The organism is Bradyrhizobium paxllaeri, assembly GCF_001693515.2.
In the GTDB taxonomy this organism is placed as follows: Bacteria; Pseudomonadota; Alphaproteobacteria; order Rhizobiales; family Xanthobacteraceae; genus Bradyrhizobium; species Bradyrhizobium paxllaeri.
The window spans coordinates 6678316-6694887 of record NZ_CP042968.1 but is presented as its reverse complement, the minus strand read 5'-3'; the positions used below and the strand labels follow the sequence as shown (position 1 = coordinate 6694887).

Annotated in this window: 14 protein-coding genes, 1 tRNA gene and 1 pseudogene; 13 read left to right on the top strand and 3 right to left on the bottom strand. The window is 64.0% G+C overall.

The features are described from left to right. Positions 1–6 precede the first annotated feature (6 nt). Complete coding sequence (locus tag LMTR21_RS31920; RefSeq protein ID WP_065753327.1) at positions 7–1695, bottom strand: flagellar hook-length control protein FliK; 1689 nt, start codon at positions 1693–1695, stop codon at positions 7–9. A 346-nt stretch (positions 1696–2041) separates the two neighbouring features. Here LMTR21_RS31920 and mnmA point away from each other — a divergent pair, with 346 nt between their 5' ends. From mnmA to LMTR21_RS31900, 4 genes are all read left to right on the top strand, one after another. Beyond that, on the top strand, positions 2042–3238 hold the full coding sequence (gene mnmA / locus LMTR21_RS31915) for a tRNA 2-thiouridine(34) synthase MnmA (protein WP_065753326.1): 1197 nt from the start codon (positions 2042–2044) through the stop codon (positions 3236–3238). Positions 3239–3260: 22 nt separating this feature from the next. Continuing rightward, a complete protein-coding gene (locus LMTR21_RS31910) occupies positions 3261–3899 on the top strand; it encodes a class I SAM-dependent methyltransferase (RefSeq protein WP_057863005.1) in 639 nt (212 codons plus the stop codon). 54 nt (positions 3900–3953) lie between these two features. After that, a complete protein-coding gene (locus LMTR21_RS31905) occupies positions 3954–4319 on the top strand; it encodes a hypothetical protein (RefSeq protein WP_065753325.1) in 366 nt (121 codons plus the stop codon). 115 nt (positions 4320–4434) lie between these two features. After that, positions 4435–4511: transfer RNA gene (locus LMTR21_RS31900), tRNA-Met, on the top strand. A gap of 123 nt (positions 4512–4634) precedes the next feature. On the opposite strand, the gene LMTR21_RS31895 is transcribed toward LMTR21_RS31900, so the two are convergent. After that, positions 4635–5645 (bottom strand): LysR family transcriptional regulator, encoded by a 1011-nt coding sequence (locus LMTR21_RS31895; protein ID WP_065753324.1) that lies wholly within the window; start codon positions 5643–5645, stop codon positions 4635–4637. A 334-nt stretch (positions 5646–5979) separates the two neighbouring features. Here LMTR21_RS31895 and LMTR21_RS31890 point away from each other — a divergent pair, with 334 nt between their 5' ends. The 9 genes and pseudogenes from LMTR21_RS31890 (at position 5980) to LMTR21_RS31855 (ending at position 15699) form a co-directional block, all read left to right on the top strand. Next, complete coding sequence (locus LMTR21_RS31890; RefSeq protein WP_065753323.1) at positions 5980–6954, top strand: tripartite tricarboxylate transporter substrate binding protein; 975 nt, start codon at positions 5980–5982, stop codon at positions 6952–6954. A 25-nt stretch (positions 6955–6979) separates the two neighbouring features. Continuing rightward, complete coding sequence (locus tag LMTR21_RS31885; RefSeq protein ID WP_065753322.1) at positions 6980–7504, top strand: GlcG/HbpS family heme-binding protein; 525 nt, start codon at positions 6980–6982, stop codon at positions 7502–7504. A gap of 17 nt (positions 7505–7521) precedes the next feature. Continuing rightward, positions 7522–8340, top strand: a complete 819-nt coding sequence (gene mhpD, locus LMTR21_RS31880) for a 2-keto-4-pentenoate hydratase (protein WP_065753577.1) — start codon at positions 7522–7524, stop codon at positions 8338–8340. Positions 8341–8423: 83 nt separating this feature from the next. After that, positions 8424–9104: a 2-keto-4-pentenoate hydratase gene (locus LMTR21_RS31875; protein WP_246174553.1), complete on the top strand. Its 681-nt coding sequence runs from the start codon at positions 8424–8426 to the stop codon at positions 9102–9104. A gap of 3 nt (positions 9105–9107) precedes the next feature. Then, positions 9108–9650: pseudogene (locus LMTR21_RS42095) on the top strand (acetylating acetaldehyde dehydrogenase); the annotation flags it as partial. Continuing rightward, a complete protein-coding gene (locus LMTR21_RS42090; protein WP_430642604.1) occupies positions 9628–10113 on the top strand; it encodes a hypothetical protein in 486 nt (161 codons plus the stop codon). The pseudogene LMTR21_RS42095 and the gene LMTR21_RS42090, both read left to right, overlap by 23 nt. Continuing rightward, positions 10110–11138, top strand: a complete 1029-nt coding sequence (dmpG, locus tag LMTR21_RS31865) for a 4-hydroxy-2-oxovalerate aldolase (protein ID WP_065753320.1) — start codon at positions 10110–10112, stop codon at positions 11136–11138. Before LMTR21_RS42090 ends, dmpG begins: the two co-directional genes overlap by 4 nt. Positions 11139–11211: 73 nt before the next feature. After that, positions 11212–12267 (top strand): alpha/beta fold hydrolase, encoded by a 1056-nt coding sequence (locus tag LMTR21_RS31860; RefSeq protein WP_065753319.1) that lies wholly within the window; start codon positions 11212–11214, stop codon positions 12265–12267. A gap of 168 nt (positions 12268–12435) precedes the next feature. Continuing rightward, a complete protein-coding gene (locus LMTR21_RS31855) occupies positions 12436–15699 on the top strand; it encodes a CHAT domain-containing protein (RefSeq protein WP_065753318.1) in 3264 nt (1087 codons plus the stop codon). 91 nt (positions 15700–15790) lie between these two features. Here LMTR21_RS31855 and LMTR21_RS31850 read toward each other — a convergent pair whose 3' ends face one another. Then, the gene (locus tag LMTR21_RS31850) at positions 15791–16567 is read right to left on the bottom strand and encodes an alpha/beta fold hydrolase (RefSeq protein ID WP_065753317.1); all 777 of its coding nucleotides are present in this window, start codon (positions 16565–16567) and stop codon (positions 15791–15793) included. Between the last annotated feature and the right edge of the window lie 5 nt (positions 16568–16572).

The following is a 16572-nucleotide window of genomic DNA, read 5'->3' as shown; positions in this document are numbered from 1 at the left end:
TCTCCTTTAAACCCTGATGTCGACGCCGCCGCTCGCACCGAGCATGCGGCCATATCCGCGGCCAGCGACGACGGCCGGCACGCTGTCTTCCTCGCTGACGACGAGGCGATGCGCGTTGGGATTGGACTGGTTGCCGTCGTTCTGGCCCTGCGAGGACTGATCGCGCAGGCTGAACTGCAGGCCGCCATTGCCGGTCGAGAGGCCGGCGTTATCCAGCGCACGCTGCAACTGGTTGGCGTCCTGGCGCAGCATCGACAGCGTTTCCGGCCGCTCGACGGTCAGATGCGAGGTCACCTGGCCATGGCGGTCGACATCGATGCGAACGTCGATGCGGCCGAGTTCGGCGGGATCGAGCCGGATTTCGAAGCGGGTCTTGCCGCTGTTGGCGGAAGCGGCGATTTCCATCGCAAGCCCGCTCATCGGCACCGCGGCGCTTGTCGCTGCCGTGGCGGTGAGTTGGCTGGCGGCAGCCGCCGTGGTCGTGGTGATGGCTGCCTGCTGCGTCTGGATCGCACCGGGAGCCTGCAGGCCGTTGCCGGACGCGTGAAGTGGCGTCTGGCCGACGATATCAGGGGCAGCGAAATGCGTGTTGGCGTTGACGTTCGCGGCCGTTGTCGCAACGGAATTGCCTGACGCATCGGCCTTCACGGCGTCGGCGATGCCATTCTCGGACTTCGGCTTGCCTGCGGCTTCGGTGGCCGGCGTGACGGTGGGCACGACAGTATCAGCGGCAGGTGCTGCGGGTGCGGCGGTGTCGGTGGTTTTGGTCTGATCGACGACCGTCGTCGCGCCTTTCCTGGCGAGATCGGGGTTCTTGAGCTGCGCGGAAGGTTTGGTGCCAGCGGCGGGAGTCGCGGCGACCGCCGAGGCAGCCTGAGCGATGCCGGCTGTGATGGTCGGATCGGTGGTAGCAGTCTGGGCGCTGATGGCTTGGCCAACGCCGCCCTGCGCGGCGGTCTTGGCGCCGTCAGCTTGCGTGGTGTTTGCGGTGGTCGGCGCGGTGGTGGTGGCTTCGGTGCCCTCAGCGGTGGTAGCCGCTGGCGCGGTCTCGGCGGCGAGCGAAGCGGAGGCGGCGATCGCAGCCGCTGCGATCGCAAGCGGCGCGGTCGCCTTGTCGGTTGTGGCTGTCGTCGAAGCCGTCGCCGCCGGCGTTGCAGCGGTGGAGATGGTAACGGCCACCGCGTCGGCTGTCACCGCGGCCGTCGCATCCTGCGTCGTCCCGGTCTGATCGGTGGCCGCGGAAGCGTCGCCGGAAGAGGCCTGCGTCGTCTCGTCCGATTTCGCCTTGTCGGACTTCGGCGCGTCGGATTTCGATTTGGCGCGGCCGTTCCTTACGGTGTTGGTCTCGGCCTCGCCTTTGGTATCGGCGTCGAGCTTGTCGTCGTAGCGGGCCTTGTCGTTTTGTGCCTTGGCCGCTGCGTCGCGAGCATTCGAATCATTGCGCGCGGCCTTGTCGGGAGCGGCAGCATTGTCGCGCGAGCGGTTGTCGGAGGCGGCTGGCGTGTCGTCGGAGCGGCGCGGGGCAGGCGCTGTATCAGGTGCGCGATGGTCGTCGCGGCTCGCGGCCGTATTGCTGTCGACCAGCGCCGCAAAGCTGTCGTTTCCGGCGGAAGGCTCGGCATCCGGCCGGGCGGACCGCGCCGCCGCGGTCTGGAAAGATGCGTTTGCCGATACTTCTGACGTGACACTAACCACGGGCAACCCTCGCGCTGAGCTCTCGGCTATCCTTCAGCAAGGACCGGGCCACCGGCCGTGGCAAAAAATATCCTGTTGTTTCAAATGCTTGCGAGGGCGTCGGGCGGAACCTGGCGCGGAAAGGCGCCCCCCTTTTCTGCCCGGCGGCAAGATTTGCCGTCTTGTATCAGCTCCAAAATGGGGATCGGCTGATTGCTTCACGGGAATACGGCCTATATTAAAGAGCGGCGCCCGATCCGGCCCGGTATGGCCGAATGATGCCCTAAGGCCTTATAATGAAAAGGCTTTTTAACCCTGACCCGCGAACCGTCCGGCGCGCTCGCGATTGAAGTCGATGACCCCTGGCATGCGAAACAGTCTGGATCTCGAAGGCCGCCCGCAGGACACGCGGGTCGTGGTCGCCATGTCCGGCGGCGTCGACTCGTCGGTGACCGCTGCCTTGCTGAAGTCCGAGGGTTACGACGTGGTTGGGATCACGCTGCAGCTTTACGACCATGGCGCGGCCACCCATCGTAAGGGCGCCTGCTGTGCCGGGCGCGACATCCACGACGCCCGCAACGTTGCGGAGCGGATCGGCATCCCGCATTACGTGCTCGACTATGAGAGCCGCTTCCGCGAATCCGTGATCGACAATTTTGCCGACAGCTACGCGCTCGGCGAGACGCCGGTGCCCTGCATCGAGTGCAACCGCTCGGTCAAGTTTCGCGATCTCTTGGCGACCGCACGCGAGCTCGGCGCGCAGGCGCTCGCGACCGGGCATTACGTCGCCTCGCGTGGCCGTGGCGACGGATCGCGCGCGCTGGTGTGCGCGGCGGACGCCGATCGCGACCAGAGCTATTTTCTGTTCGCGACCACGCAAGAGCAACTGGACTATTTGCGCTTTCCGCTCGGCGACATGACCAAGCCGCAGGCGCGCGAACTGGCGCGGCGCTTCGGCCTCGAAGTCGCCGACAAGCAGGACAGCCAGGACATCTGCTTCGTGCCGACCGGGCGGTATACCGACATCATCGGCCGCCTCAAGCCTGGCGCGATCGAGCCCGGCGATATCGTCGATCTCGAGGGCCGCGTCATCGGCCAGCATCAGGGCATCGTTCATTTCACCGTCGGTCAGCGCAAGGGACTGGGCATCGCCTCCGGCGCGCCGCTCTATGTCGTCAAGCTCGATGCGGCCAGCCGCCGCGTCGTGGTGGGACCGCGCGAGGCGCTGCGGATGGATCGCATCTTGTTGCGTGACGTCAACTGGATCGGCGATGGCGCGCTCGACCGCGTCATCGGCGGCGGCATTGAGATGTTCGTGCGGGTGCGATCGACGCGCGCGCCGCAGCCGGCCTGCTTGCGCGCGGTCGATGGCGGTTATGAGGTCGAACTCGTTGCCGGGGAAGAGGGCGTATCGCCCGGCCAGGCTTGCGTGTTCTACGATGCGCCTGCGGGACAGGCGCGCGTGCTCGGCGGCGGATTCATCAAGAGCGCGACCGCACGCCATGTGGCGGCGAGGGCAGGGGCGCAGGAAAACGCGCCGCTCGCCGAGGTGATGCGCACTTAAAGAAAAAATCGGGGCAGAGGAAATGGCTGGGGACATCGACCGCGAAGGGGTCGAAAAGGCTTATGGGCGCTGGGCGCCGGTCTACGATCTGGTTTTCGGCAAGGTGTTCGACGAGGGCCGCCGGTCGACCATTGCGGAGGCCGACAAGATCGGCGGCCGCGTTCTCGATGTCGGCGTCGGCACCGGGCTGTCGCTGTCGGAATATTCGCGCAACACCAAATTATGTGGCGTCGACATTTCCGAGCCGATGCTGCGGCGCGCGCTCAAGCGCGTGCGCGAGTTCGGCTTGACCAATGTCGAGACGCTCGCGGTGATGGACGCCAAGAACCTGGCGTTTCCGGATGCGTTTTTCGACGCCGTGGTGGCGCAATATGTCATCACGGCGGTGCCGGATCCGGAACGCACGCTGGATGATTTCATCCGCGTGCTGAAACCGGGCGGCGAGCTGATCCTGGTCAATCACATCGGCGCGGAAAGCGGGCCGCGCCGCATGTTCGAACTGGCATTCGCGCCATTGGCGCGGCGCCTTGGCTGGCGGCCGGAATTTCCGTGGGAACGCCTGACCAACTGGGCCGCCAAGCATGGCGGCGTCACCTTGACCGAACGGCGGCCGATGCCGCCGATGGGACATTTTTCGCTGATCCGTTTTCGGAAATCGTGAAGGGCGCAACGATCTGATCGCGGAACCTCCGCGAATGCAGGCCGTTTTCCCTTCATGGCATTGAAACGCGCACTTCTTCTTGCGTCCGTGTTGATGGTGGCCGCTGATGTGGCAGCCGCGCAGGCGCCGCCCGGCCCGACGACACCGCCGGCCCAGACCGCGCCCCCGTCGCCGCAGCGCGCCGCCAATTGCGCGCCGATGCAGCCATTGCCGAACTCCGGCGAGAAGGTTCCGGAGGGAACGACCACCGGCCAGCGGGCCGAGCCGCTCGGCGACAGATTGGCCCGTTCGGATGGCGTTCTGTGCCCGCCTGCCGGCGTCGATCCCGAAATGCACGCGCCGGCCCCTGACGCCGGCAAGACGCCGGTGATTCCGCCGCCCGGCAGCCCCGGCGGCGACCAGACAATCCGGCCGAAATAGCGTTATTTTGCAGGCGCCTGCCAGACGGGTTCACTTTGCTTGACAGCGGCTTGACCCACTCCTTATATGCCGCGCGTTCGCAAATGCGGTACAGTGTGCCGTGACGGTGAACTGTGGCGAGGTAGCTCAGCTGGTTAGAGCACGGGAATCATAATCCTGGGGTCGGGGGTTCGAGTCCCTCTCTCGCTACCACTCGTACGATTGTACGCCAGACGACGATCTTCTGCGATTCCCCCTTGGCTGTTTTGGCGCCCGCCCGGCTTCATCCCGGCGCGTTTACCGAGTTCGGGCGAACTGCCCCCTATTTCACGCGCATCAGTCCGGGGAGCGGCCTGACCGTCTCTTGGCACGAGCATCAGAAATCGTGTCACGGGAAGGTCGGCCTCGCGCCGCGCGGCGCGAACTGCGTCGTTGAGGCTGCGGCGCCGCCAGATCGGCTGGCAGCTTCACAGACTTGCGCAAGATGTCGACGAACGCCTCGGCGGCGGGGGAGAGGGATCGGCCGTTTCGTGTGATCACCGCGACAGAGCGCAGAATCTGGGGGCTTTCGAGCGGCCGGAGGGCGATTGTCGGATCGATCAGGATTCCGACGCATTGAGGCAAGATGGCTATGCCCAGGCCAGCCCGAACAAGGGCCAGCGCCGTCCCCGCATAGGCGACCTCGTAGGCCGGTACCAAAGTCAGGCCTGCCTGGGAAAAGCCATCCTCGGTCAGGTCGCGAAAAAGGCTGTCGCGGTTGAGCGAGATCACCGGCAGACCGGCAAGATCACTCCAGTTGAGCTGCGGTAGTTTTCCGATCGGGTGGCCACGCGGATAGACGGCCACCAATGGCTCCTGAAACAGGGGATTCCATTGCAGCTCCGGCTCCCGTTCGCGGAAGCTGCCGACGCCAAGATCGGCTCCGCCGCTGCGGATCTGCATCAAGACCTGTTCGGGCAACGAATCCTTCAGGTGCACCGAGATCGTCGGGTAGCGCGCCCTGAACTCGGCAATCACTTCGACGAGGAAAGTGGTGGCGAGGATATAGGGCGCGGCAACGACGACCTTGCCGCGCTGTTTCGCTCCCAGCTCCGCGACGTTGGCAAGGGTCGCGTCGAGATCGTCCAACAATCGTTCGGCGCTGCCCAAGAGCTCCAGCCCGGCGGCAGTCAACTCGACCTTGCGGGTGGAACGTTCGATCAACTGGACTTGCAAGTGATCCTCCAGCTGACGAATGAGCAGACTTAGAGCGGACTGCGTCAGGTACAGGCGCTCCGCCGCTTTCGTGAAGCTCTTGAGCTGAGCAACGAAGACGAAGGCGCGCAACTGACGGACGGTCACATTCATTGATAGAACTCATAGATCTGGCAGATGGACCTAGTTGCATCATAAGTCCAATGTTCTCCGCAGACAACGTTGGCACGCTCGGCCTCGCGTTCTTTCTGTTCAGCGATGCAACAGGCATCGACAGCCGCACAAAACTGGGAGCTTGGAGCCCGCTGTCCTCAGCTGCTGATGCTCGCGGTATTTTGGTCACGGCGACTTCCGACACATCAGCATTGTCAGATCCTCCCCATTCATGAGTTTCTCCAATCAATTGATTGGAAATATTCGTTTGAATCATGCGTCGCGTGCGCCTCTAGTGAGCGCAACGATGCAACAATCAGAACGAGGAAACGACATGGACCGACGTCAGTGCCTTGGGGCGATGTTGCTTGCAGCGGCGACGATCATATCGCCGGCATGCTGGGCGCAGGATGCCTATCCCTCCCGTGTGGTGAAGGTGGTGGTCGGGTTTCCGGCGGGAAGTGCCGCCGATGTTGCGGCCCGTGCGGTAGCGGAAGCGCTGGCGCAACGGCTGGGCCAGCCCTTCATTGTCGACAACCGGCCGGGCGCCGCGAGCAGCATCGCCGCCAAGGCGGTAGCGACATCTGCCTCGGACGGATACACGATCTTCGTTGGAACCGTCGCGAACGCGATCAACAAGGCGTTTCAGGATCCTGCCTCTCCCGATCCGGCGAAGGATTTCTCCGCGGTCACGATGATCGGCAGCGTGCCGAACATACTGGTGGTGAATCCCTCGCTCGGCATTGCATCGGTCGACCAGCTGATCAATGCGGCGAAAGCGAAGCCAGGCCAGATCGCTTATGCCTCCTCCGGCTACGGCACGTCGCCGCATTTGTCCGGCGAGCTCTTCTCCGCGATGGCCGGCATCAAGATGCTGCACGTGCCGTACCGCGGCAGCACGCCGGCCGTGACCGACCTGCTCGGCGGTCAGGTAGGGGTCATGTTCTCGCCGGCCTCCACCGTATTGCCGCATATCGCAGCCGGCACGTTGAAGGCGCTGGGGACGACTGGCGTGAAGCGAACCGAGCTGGCACCTGAGGTGCCGACAATCCAGGAGCTCGGCTTCAAGGACTTCGAAAGCTCAGTGTGGTTCGGCTTGCTCCTGCCCGCTGGCGCACCATCGAGCGTAGTCGCGAAGCTTCAGGCCGCCACGCATGCTGTGCTTGACCAGCCGGACATTCAAAAGCTGTTTCGCGCTCAGGGCATCGAGGTCGTCAAGTCGACCCCGGACGAGTTTGCTCACTTCATCCGCAGCGAAACGGACAAATGGGCCAAGGTTATCCAGTCCGCCGGCATCAAGCGCGAATAGCTGTTCAACATAAGGGAGATTGCACATGGCCAAGCTTCGAGCCACGGAGTGCCGCGCGTTCATCCAGGCCGTCACCGAAAAGGCAGCGGAGATGGGCGTTCCCATCTCCGTCGCGATCGTCGGACCCGAAGGACATCTGATTGCGCTGGAGCGCATGGACGACGCCGGATTCATCACACCCGATACGGCGCGCGCCAAGGCATTCACCGTCGCTGCATTCCGATCGATGAGCCCGCGCTTCCCGGACGGGCTGGTGATCCAGCAGTGGTTCAGGGAACGCAATCCTCAAATGCTCATGAACGCGGCGGTACTCACCAATGGCCAGATCGCCGCCTCGGGCGGTTGTGCACCGGTTTTTAAAGGCTCAGAGATGGTCGGTGCCTACGGGATCAGCGGCGCCACCAGCGATCAGGACGAAGAGATCGGTCAGTACGCACGTGCGAAGGTGGGCTGGGCCCATATGGCAGAGCACGACACCACACCTGAAAGCGTCAAGCGGCATGTCAACGAGATCTACGCCAAGGTGGGTCTCGGCGACCAATCCTTGTGACGATGCAGGCCAACGCCATGGCGACCTTTTCCATCGATACGGCCGGTGCCGCCCGTTCTCTGCGGGAGGCAGCCCGCACCGGGAACTTCATCGCACCGCTCCGCGAAACGTTCCCCCTGATAACGGCGGCTGATGCCTACGCGATCCAGCGCACGAACACGGAGCATCGCGTGCACGAGGAAGGTCGACGCATCGTCGGCTGCAAGATCGGCCTGACGGCGAAGGCGGTGCAGGCGCAGCTCGGTGTCAACCAGCCCGACTTTGGCATGCTGTTTGATGACATGGGATTCGGCGATAGCGAACCGGTTTCCATGGAAGGGCTGCAGCAGCCGAAGATCGAGGCGGAGGTGGCGTTCGTTCTCGGACGCGATCTGGACATGGAGAAGCCGGAACACGCCGACGTCATCCAGGCGATTGATCATTTGCTGCCCGCGCTCGAGATCGTCGGCAGCCGTATCGCGGACTGGAACATCCGCTTCGTCGACACAGTCGCGGACAACGCCTCTTCCGGCGCCTACGTGCTCGGAAGCACGCCGAAAAGGTTGTCCGACGTCGACCTCCGGCTCTGCGGCATGGTGATGACGCGGCGCGGTGAACCCGTATCCGTCGGCGCCGGTGCCGCATGCCTCGGCAATCCGCTCAACGCGGTGGTCTGGCTTGCCCGCACGATGGCCGCCGTCGGGCAGCCGCTCCGCGCAGGCCATTTGGTGCTCTCCGGTGCGCTTGGACCCATGGTCGCTGTGAGTTCAGGCGACATCTTCGAGACCCGCATCAACGGCCTGGGCAGCGTCAAAGCCGTATTCGAAACTGACCCGACAGGAAGACAACTCACATGAACCGTGTCGAGGAATTGGCAGAGCAACTCGACGCCGCGGCGTGCGGCGCCTGCGAAGTCTCGCAGATCGATCCTGAGGGGACCTTGTCGCTGCAGGATGCATACGCGATCCAGCGTGAGTCCATCATGCGGCGCGTGTCCCGCGGCGCGCGGCGCATCGGCGTGAAGATGGGATTCACGAGCCGCGCCAAGATGATTCAGATGGGCCTTAGCGACGTCATCTGGGGGCGTTTGACCGACGATATGCTGATCGAGGAGGGCATGGCCGCATCGTTCGCACGCTTCGTGCATCCGCGTGCCGAACCGGAAATCGCCTTCCTGCTGAAGAAGCCGTTGTCAGGCCATGTCACCGCCGCGGAGGCCCTTGCCGGCGTGGAGGCGGTCGCGCCCGCGCTGGAAGTTATCGATTCCCGTTATCGCGACTTCAAGTTCACACTGCCCGAGGTGATCGCCGACAACGCGTCATCCAGCGGGATCGTGGTCGGGCCGTGGACCGACCCGCGCGAGGACTTCAGCAATCTCGGCCTCACCATGAGCATCGATGGCCGCGTCGTGCAAGTGGGATCGACCGCTGCGATCCTCGGTCACCCGCTTCGGTCGCTGGTCGCCGCCGCGCGCCTTTCCGATGCGGCGGGCGAACCGTTGGAGGCGGGCTGGGTGGTGATGGCGGGCGGCGCCACGCCCGCAGAATGGGTCAAGCCCGGCCAGTATGTCTCCGTCGAAATGGAACGGCTGGGCGGCGCCGGCTTCCACATGGAGCGCTGATCGATGCGCAAGACAACGATCCCCAGGGTCAAGGCTGCGATCATCGGCTCCGGCAATATCGGCACCGATCTCATGATCAAGGTGATGCGCCAGGCCCGACACGTCGAAATGGGTGCGATGGTAGGCGTCGATCCTCATTCGGATGGCCTCGCGCGCGCAAACCGCCTCAACGTCGCGACGTCAGCCGAAGGCATCGACGGACTGCTCAAGCTGGACGTATTCCCCGAAATCGACCTCGTCTTCGACGCCACGTCGGCGAGCGCTCACCGACATCACAACAAGGTGCTGCAGAGCCATGGCATTCAGGTGATCGATCTCACCCCCGCGGCTGTCGGCCCCTACGTGATTCCGGCGATCAATCTGGAGGCTGAAAACGCCGCGAACATGAACATGGTGACGTGCGGTGGGCAGGCCACGATCCCGATCGTCGCTGCCGTGTCTCGTGTCGCGAAAGTTCACTACGCGGAGATTGTGGCGTCCATCTCGAGCAAGTCGGCAGGGCCGGGCACGCGGGCCAACATCGATGAGTTCACCGAGACCACGCGTGCGGCGATCGAAAAAACTCGGCGGCGCCGAGCGGGGCAAGGCTGTCATCGTGCTGAACCCGGCCGAGCCGCCGTTGATCATGCGCGACACCGTGTACGTGCTGTCCGAACTTGCAGAGCAAGCTGCGATCGAGGCCAGCATCTCGGAGATGGTCGCGCGTGTGCGGGCTTATGTGCCGGGCTACCGGCTCAAGCAGCGGGTGCAATTCGACGTCATTCCACCGGCCGCGCCGCTCAACGTGCCCAAGCTTGGGCCCCGGCATGGTCTGAAGACTTCGGTCTTCCTCGAGGTCGAGGGCGCGGCGCACTACCTGCCGTCCTACGCCGGCAATCTGGACATCATGACCTCGGCGGCTCTGGCTTGCGGCGACATGATGGCCCGTCGGCGTATCGAGGCGGGCTTCGCACGCGGTCTGAAGCCGCCGGTGGAAGCTTCGCCGAATTGTCAGGGAGTATCGGCATGAGCAGGAAGCTCTACATCTCGGACGTGACGCTGCGCGATGGCAGCCACGCGGTTCGCCATCAATACAGCATCGCCGCGGTGAAGGCGATCTCCGCTGCGCTGGATGTGGCCGGCGTCGACAGTATCGAAGTAGCGCATGGCGATGGTCTCGAAGGGTCCAGTTTCAACTACGGATTCGGCGCGCACACCGATTTGGAGTGGATATCGGCCGTCGCCGAGACGGTAAAAAGGGCGAAGGTCGCCACGCTGCTGCTGCCCGGCATCGGCACCACGCACGATCTGCGCCAGGCCTACGACGCAGGCGCTCGTGTCGTGCGCGTGGCGACGCACTGCACCGAAGCGGATGTCTCGCGCCAGCACCTGGAGTATGCGCGCGAGCTGGGCATGGACCCGGTTGGCTTCCTGATGATGAGCCACATAGCGACGCCTCGGAAGCTCGCTGAGCAAGCGAAGCTGATGGAGAGCTATGGCGCAACTTGCGTCTACGTCGTCGACTCGGGCGGATCGCTCACGATGAACGACGTGCGGGAGCGCTTCCGGGCCTTCAAGGACGTGCTGAAACCCGAGACGCAGACGGGCATGCACGCCCATCATAATCTCAGCCTGGGCGTCGCGAACTCGATCGTTGCCGTGGAGGAGGGCTGTGATCGCATCGACGCCAGCCTGGCCGGCATGGGCGCCGGTGCGGGCAACGCCCCGCTGGAGGTGTTCATCGCCACGGCCGATCGCATGGGCTGGAGTCACGGCACCGACCTGTACGCACTAATGGATGCGGCGGACGACCTTGTGCGACCTCTGCAGGACCGGCCGGTGCGCGTTGATCGAGAGACCCTGGCCCTCGGTTACGCCGGCGTGTACTCGAGCTTCCTGCGGCACGCGGAGGCTGCGGCGCACAAGTACGGGCTGAAGAGTGTCGACATCCTGGTCGAACTGGGCAGGCGCAAGATGGTCGGAGGACAAGAGGACATGATCATCGACGTGGCACTGGATCTGCTCAGGGATGGCCCGCACGAGCGCCGTGCCTGAGCCGGTGATGAGCTAGGCGGCGTGATCGCGTCGTCTCACGTCCAAAAAATTGTACCCAAGAGGAGACAGTTTCATGCACCGGCTATCGCGCGTTTTGGTCCTTGTTGGCATCGTTCTCCTGGCAGGTTCTGCGGTGAGCCAGCGGGCGGCGGCGAAATCGCTGGGAGGGCCGCTGAACCTGGCAGATGAAGGCATGTTCTTCGTGAACGGAACGTCCTTGCTGTCCACGCATCCGGGTGCCTCTCCTGCGGGTCCTTCGCGGCCCGGCACGGTAACGGTCAACCAGATGTACGTGCACTATCGGATCCCGGCTCAGCTCGTTAGTCCGACGCCGATCGTGCTCGTCCATGGCGGCGGGTTGACCGGCGCCAGCTACGAGACCACGCCAGACGGCCGTGAGGGCTGGGCGACCTATCTGGCGCGCAAAGGGTATGCGGTCTATGTCGTGGACACGCCCGGCCGTGGCCGCTCGGGATTCAATGCGACGGCGATCAACCAGGCGAAGGCTGAGTCCGGCGTGGCCGCCTTGCCGGGCAACGTGCTCATGGTGACCGCCGAGCTGGCGTGGCCCCTGTTTCGTTTCGGGCCGACATCCGGAACCGCGTTTCCGGATACTCAATTCCCGACCGAGGCATTCGCCGCCTTCGGATCGCAAGGTGTGCCGTTCGGAGAAGCGACGCTCGAAGGTGGCGCGATGGCAACAGCCCCTCGCGCCCTTGCAGCGTTGCTTGACAGGATCGGTCCGGCCGTGGTCGTCGTGCATTCGCTCGCCGGCCCGTTTGCCGATGCGCTCGTGGAGGCGCGACCGCGTCTGGTGAAGGCGGTGGTCAACATCGAAGGCGCGCAAGCCATCATTCCGACCGACGCCCAGATCGAATCTTACCGCGGCATCCCGGTGCTCGAACTGTTCGGCGACCACCTGGACTCTCCCGTCTTCACCGGCCGCCCGCGCTACGAAGGACGAAAGACCGTTGTGGAGCGCATCACCAAGCAGGGAGGAGGAAAGGCTACCCTCGTTCGGCTTCCCGATGTGGGGATGAAAGGTAACTCCCACATGATGATGCAGGACAGGAACAACCTTCAGGTGGCGGATTTCGTGCTTGATTGGATCGCGAGCAATGTCAAGTGATGCTTAGTCCTAACGCCTTCATCGTCGACGCTATGACTGGTGCGCGGTTCTGAACTGTCTATCAGGCTCGCATTGCTGCCCCCGGAAAAGGCATAGCGCGGTCACACAGCCTCCATCTTGCTGTGTCCTACCAAATGGCAGGTTCGGGGAATTGGGAGCAATCGCAGCATGCGGACGGGGTGGCTGGGCTTTGCCGGGCGGCTTTTCGGTGTCCTGTTTCTTGTGAGCGTCGTGGTGTCGCCCTGCGGCGCGGGCCCGCAGGAAATGCTGACGCTGATGCAGCGCATCACGGCGCTTGCAAAGGAAGGCCGCTACAGCGAAGCGGTCAGTCTTGCAAGGAAGCTGCAGAGCGAGGCTGAAAGAACGTCCGGGCGGCAGTCGCCTTTGACGGCAACGACACTGGTCGTGCTGGGCCAGGTACTGCAGACGCAAGGCGAAACCGCCGAAGCCGAAAGTGTCCTGAAAAGAGCGCTCGCCATCCGTGAGAAGAGCCTCGGTCCAAGTCATCCCGATGTTGCGGCCGTGCTCGTCACGCTGGGCCAGATCGAGCTGGGCCAGAACCGGCTGAATGACGCCGAGCGCGATATCTTGCGTGCGATCGGCATCAATGAGCGCGTGCTGGGCCCTGACCATCTCACGACGGCGCTGACGCGCATGCAGCTCGGCAATCTCCGTCACCGTCAAATGAAGGAGACGGAGGCGCTCGATATTTTCGAGCGGGCGCTGGAAGTTTTCAGGAAGTCTCCGGGGCAGGCGGACATCATGATTCCGGTTACCCTGAGCAATATCGCCGAGGTCTATCGGGCGCAAGGCCGGCTGCAACTGGCGGAGGCGCGCTTTGCCGAAGCGCTCGAGCTCCAGAAAAAAAAGCACGGCGTCGACAGCATCTATCTGGCGGCCACGCTCAATAATCTCGGCGAGCTCCGTCGCGCCCAGGGGCGGCTTCAGGAGGCCGAGCAATTGGCCCGCCGGACGTTGACCATCCGGGAAAAAGCGCTGGGCCCGGAGCATCCCGACGTCGCCGCGAGCCTCAACAATCTGGCGCTGGTGTTCTCGCGGGAGGGCAGGGAGGCCGAAGCCGAGGGCCTGCTTGCCCGCGCGCTTGCGATTCAGGAAAAGGCATTTGGAGCGGCGCATCCGACCGTGGCGACGGCGCTGAACAATCTTGCCGAAGCGTGGATGCGTCTGGGGCGTACGCAGGAAGCCGAGCAGCTGTTGCGAAAATCGCTGGCCATTCGCGAGAAGAGTCTCGGTCCGACCCATCTGGATGTTGCCGTTTCTCTCGACAATCTCGTGGCTCTGCTTGGCAACGGCGATCGTTACGCAGAGGCGGACCCGCTCGCGCGCCGATCGTTTGCCATCCGCGAAGCCGCGCTCGGCAGTTCTCACCCGCTCCTCGCAAGCAGCCTCAACAATCTGGCTGTGGTTCTCGACAGTACCGGACGGCCGCAGGAGGCGGAGCCGCTGTTGAAACGGGCGCTGAACATGCGCCTGCAGGCGCTCGGTGACGCGCATCCGGATGTCGCCAACAGCTTCGTCAATCTCGGCGCACACTATCTCGATGTGAAGGATTGGCGGCAGGCCTACGAAGCGTATGCCCGGGCGGCGGCCATCCAGAACAGCCGTCGCGCCACGGAGTTTGGCGAGGAAAACGGCCGGGGCGATCTGAAAGCCCATGACGATACCAACTCTTTCCCGGGATTGATCGTCGCCGCCTACAATCTCGCGAGCGCCTCCGATGGCGGGCAGGCCAGCGTGCTGCGATCGCAGGCGTTCGAGGCGGCGCAATGGATCGGCGACGAAAAGGCTGCGCGCGCGATTGCCGGAATGTCGGCCCGCATCGCAAAAGGCAGCGGCGATCTGGCGGCGCGCGTTCGCGAGCGGCAGGACCTCGACGAGCAGGCAATCGCAACCGACAGGATGCTGGTCGCGACCCACTCGCAGTCTGATGGTGCGCGCAACAAAGCGGCGGAGCAGGCGCTTCGCGCCCGGGCATCAAGCATCGCCGGCAAGATCCGGCAACTGGACGACGCGATCCGCACTCAATTTCCGGACTATTCGGCGCTGGCCACCAAGGCTCCGATTTCGATCGAGGACGTTCAGAAGCAGCTTCGTCCAAACGAGGCCGTGCTGCTGTTCACGACGACCTTGCGCTTCACCTTTGTCTGGACGGTGACGCGTTCGGATGTGCGGTGGCATGCTGCCGATATCGGCGAGAAGCAGCTCGCCGATACGGTTGGCGCCTTGCGCTGTGGTCTCGATGCGGAGGCATGGCTGGACAAGGCATCGACTTGCGTGGAGAAGCTCGGCCTGAAACGCCCGCTGGCATCGGGCGAGCCATTGCCGTTCGATCGGGAGCGATCCTTTGCGCTCTATCAGGCGCTGCTTGGCCCGGTCGCCCGCGACATCGACGGCAAGGAACTGATTCTGGTGCCATCAGGTCCGCTGGCCATGCTGCCGTTCGGGGTGCTGCTGACCGACAAGCCTGCGCCGGACGCCGGCAATGACCGCGCGAACGCGGACCTTTCGAAAGCGCCCTGGCTGGTCAAGCGATTTGCGACGACCGTCCTGCCCTCCGTCTCCAGCCTCAGGGCGCAGCGCCAGATCGCGCAGAAGAGCCGTGCATCGAAGCCATTCCTCGGCTTCGGCAATCCCTTGCTCGACGGAGATGGCCGCAGCGATCTTGCGGTTTCGCGCGCCAGGCTGACGCGCCAGATCCAGAATTGTTCAGCCATTCCGGCGCAAGCAAGCCAGGTCGCGCAAAGAGCTTTGCGCACGGTCTCCGCGCTGTCCGGCGGCACCGCCGACATCGAGCAGCTCAGGCGTCAGATGCCGTTGCCGGAAACCGCGTTCGAATTGTGCTCGGTGGCAAGCAGCTTCGCGCCCGTGAAGGGTGACGTCTATCTCGGCAATAGTGCTACCGAGACGAAGATAAGGGCGCTCAGCGAAAGCGGCGACCTCGCAAAATATCGTATCCTGCATTTTGCGACCCATGGCGCGTTAGCCGGGCAGGTGAATGGCTCGATCGAGCCGGGACTGATCCTGAGTCCGCCGCCAACCGCTACGCCCGCCGATGACGGCTATCTTTCGTCGTCGGAGATTTCGAGCCTCAAGCTGGATGCCGATTGGGTGGTTCTGGCGGCCTGCAATACGGCTGGCGGCCAGGCTTCCAATTCGGAGGCCTTCTCCGGTCTTGCGCGGGCATTTTTCTATGCGGGCTCGCGCGCTTTGCTGGTCTCGCACTGGGCGGTCAGCTCTGACGCAGCAGTCGCCATCACCACCGGCACCATCGATGCCATGAAGGCGGGTCCCGATGTCGGCCGCGCCGAGGCGCTTCGCCGCTCGCTCGCCGCCTTGATCGGCAAGGGTGGTCAGAATGCGCAACCCGCGATATGGGCGCCCTTTGTGCTCGTGGGGACCGGCAGCCTCTGACGGTCCCTCGATCCGCGACTTTCCGCTTTCGCGCCCACTGAAAGGACGACGGCTCCAGTCGCGGATCACGATCGTTCCGTGATTTTCTTCGTCAACCTTGCTGCCCCGCGGCTTCGAGGATGAGCCGCGTGATTTCCTCGGGATGGGAGATCAGGGAGACGTGACTGGCCTTTACTTCAATTGTCCTAGCGCCCATCCGCTTGGCCATGAAGCGCTCAAGGTCGGGATTGATGGTGTGATCTTCCGTCGAAACGGCGTAGTAGCTCGGCTTGGTCCGCCATGCCGCATGCGTGGTCCTGCCTGATAGCAGCGCCTTGTGGAATGGCTGCTGCACGGCATAGAGTACCTTTGCTTTCTCCTTCGGCAGGTCGCCCGCGAAATCACGCAGGAAAGCCTCCTCGGAAAGACGGCCTTCATCGCCGTCGAACACGATTCCGGCGCTTGCCGGCGGCGTCGGGAATGTCTTGGCCAAAGCGGTATAGTCTTCGCCTGCATCAGGCGCGCGCGCCGCCACGTAGACCAGCGCGGAAACGTTTGGATGCACGCCGGCCTCCGTGACGATCATGCCGGAGAAGGAGTGACCGACCAGAACCGTCGGGCCGTCCTGCCGCGCCAGCACGCGCTCCGCGGAGGCGACCGCATCGGGCAACGTACTCAAGGGATTTTGAACGGAAGTGGTGTTGAGGCCCTTCGCCTGCAATCGTGCAATCACTTCGGACCAGCACGAGCCGTCGGTGAACAAGCCGTGCACGAGCACGACATTGCGTGCCTTGACCGGCGTTGTGGTTGCGGCCGTGCCGCGTGTGGAAAGCAGCGAGGCTGCCGCGCCGGCAAGCAGGGCAGTCGAAAATGCGCGTCGGCTCATCATGGTGT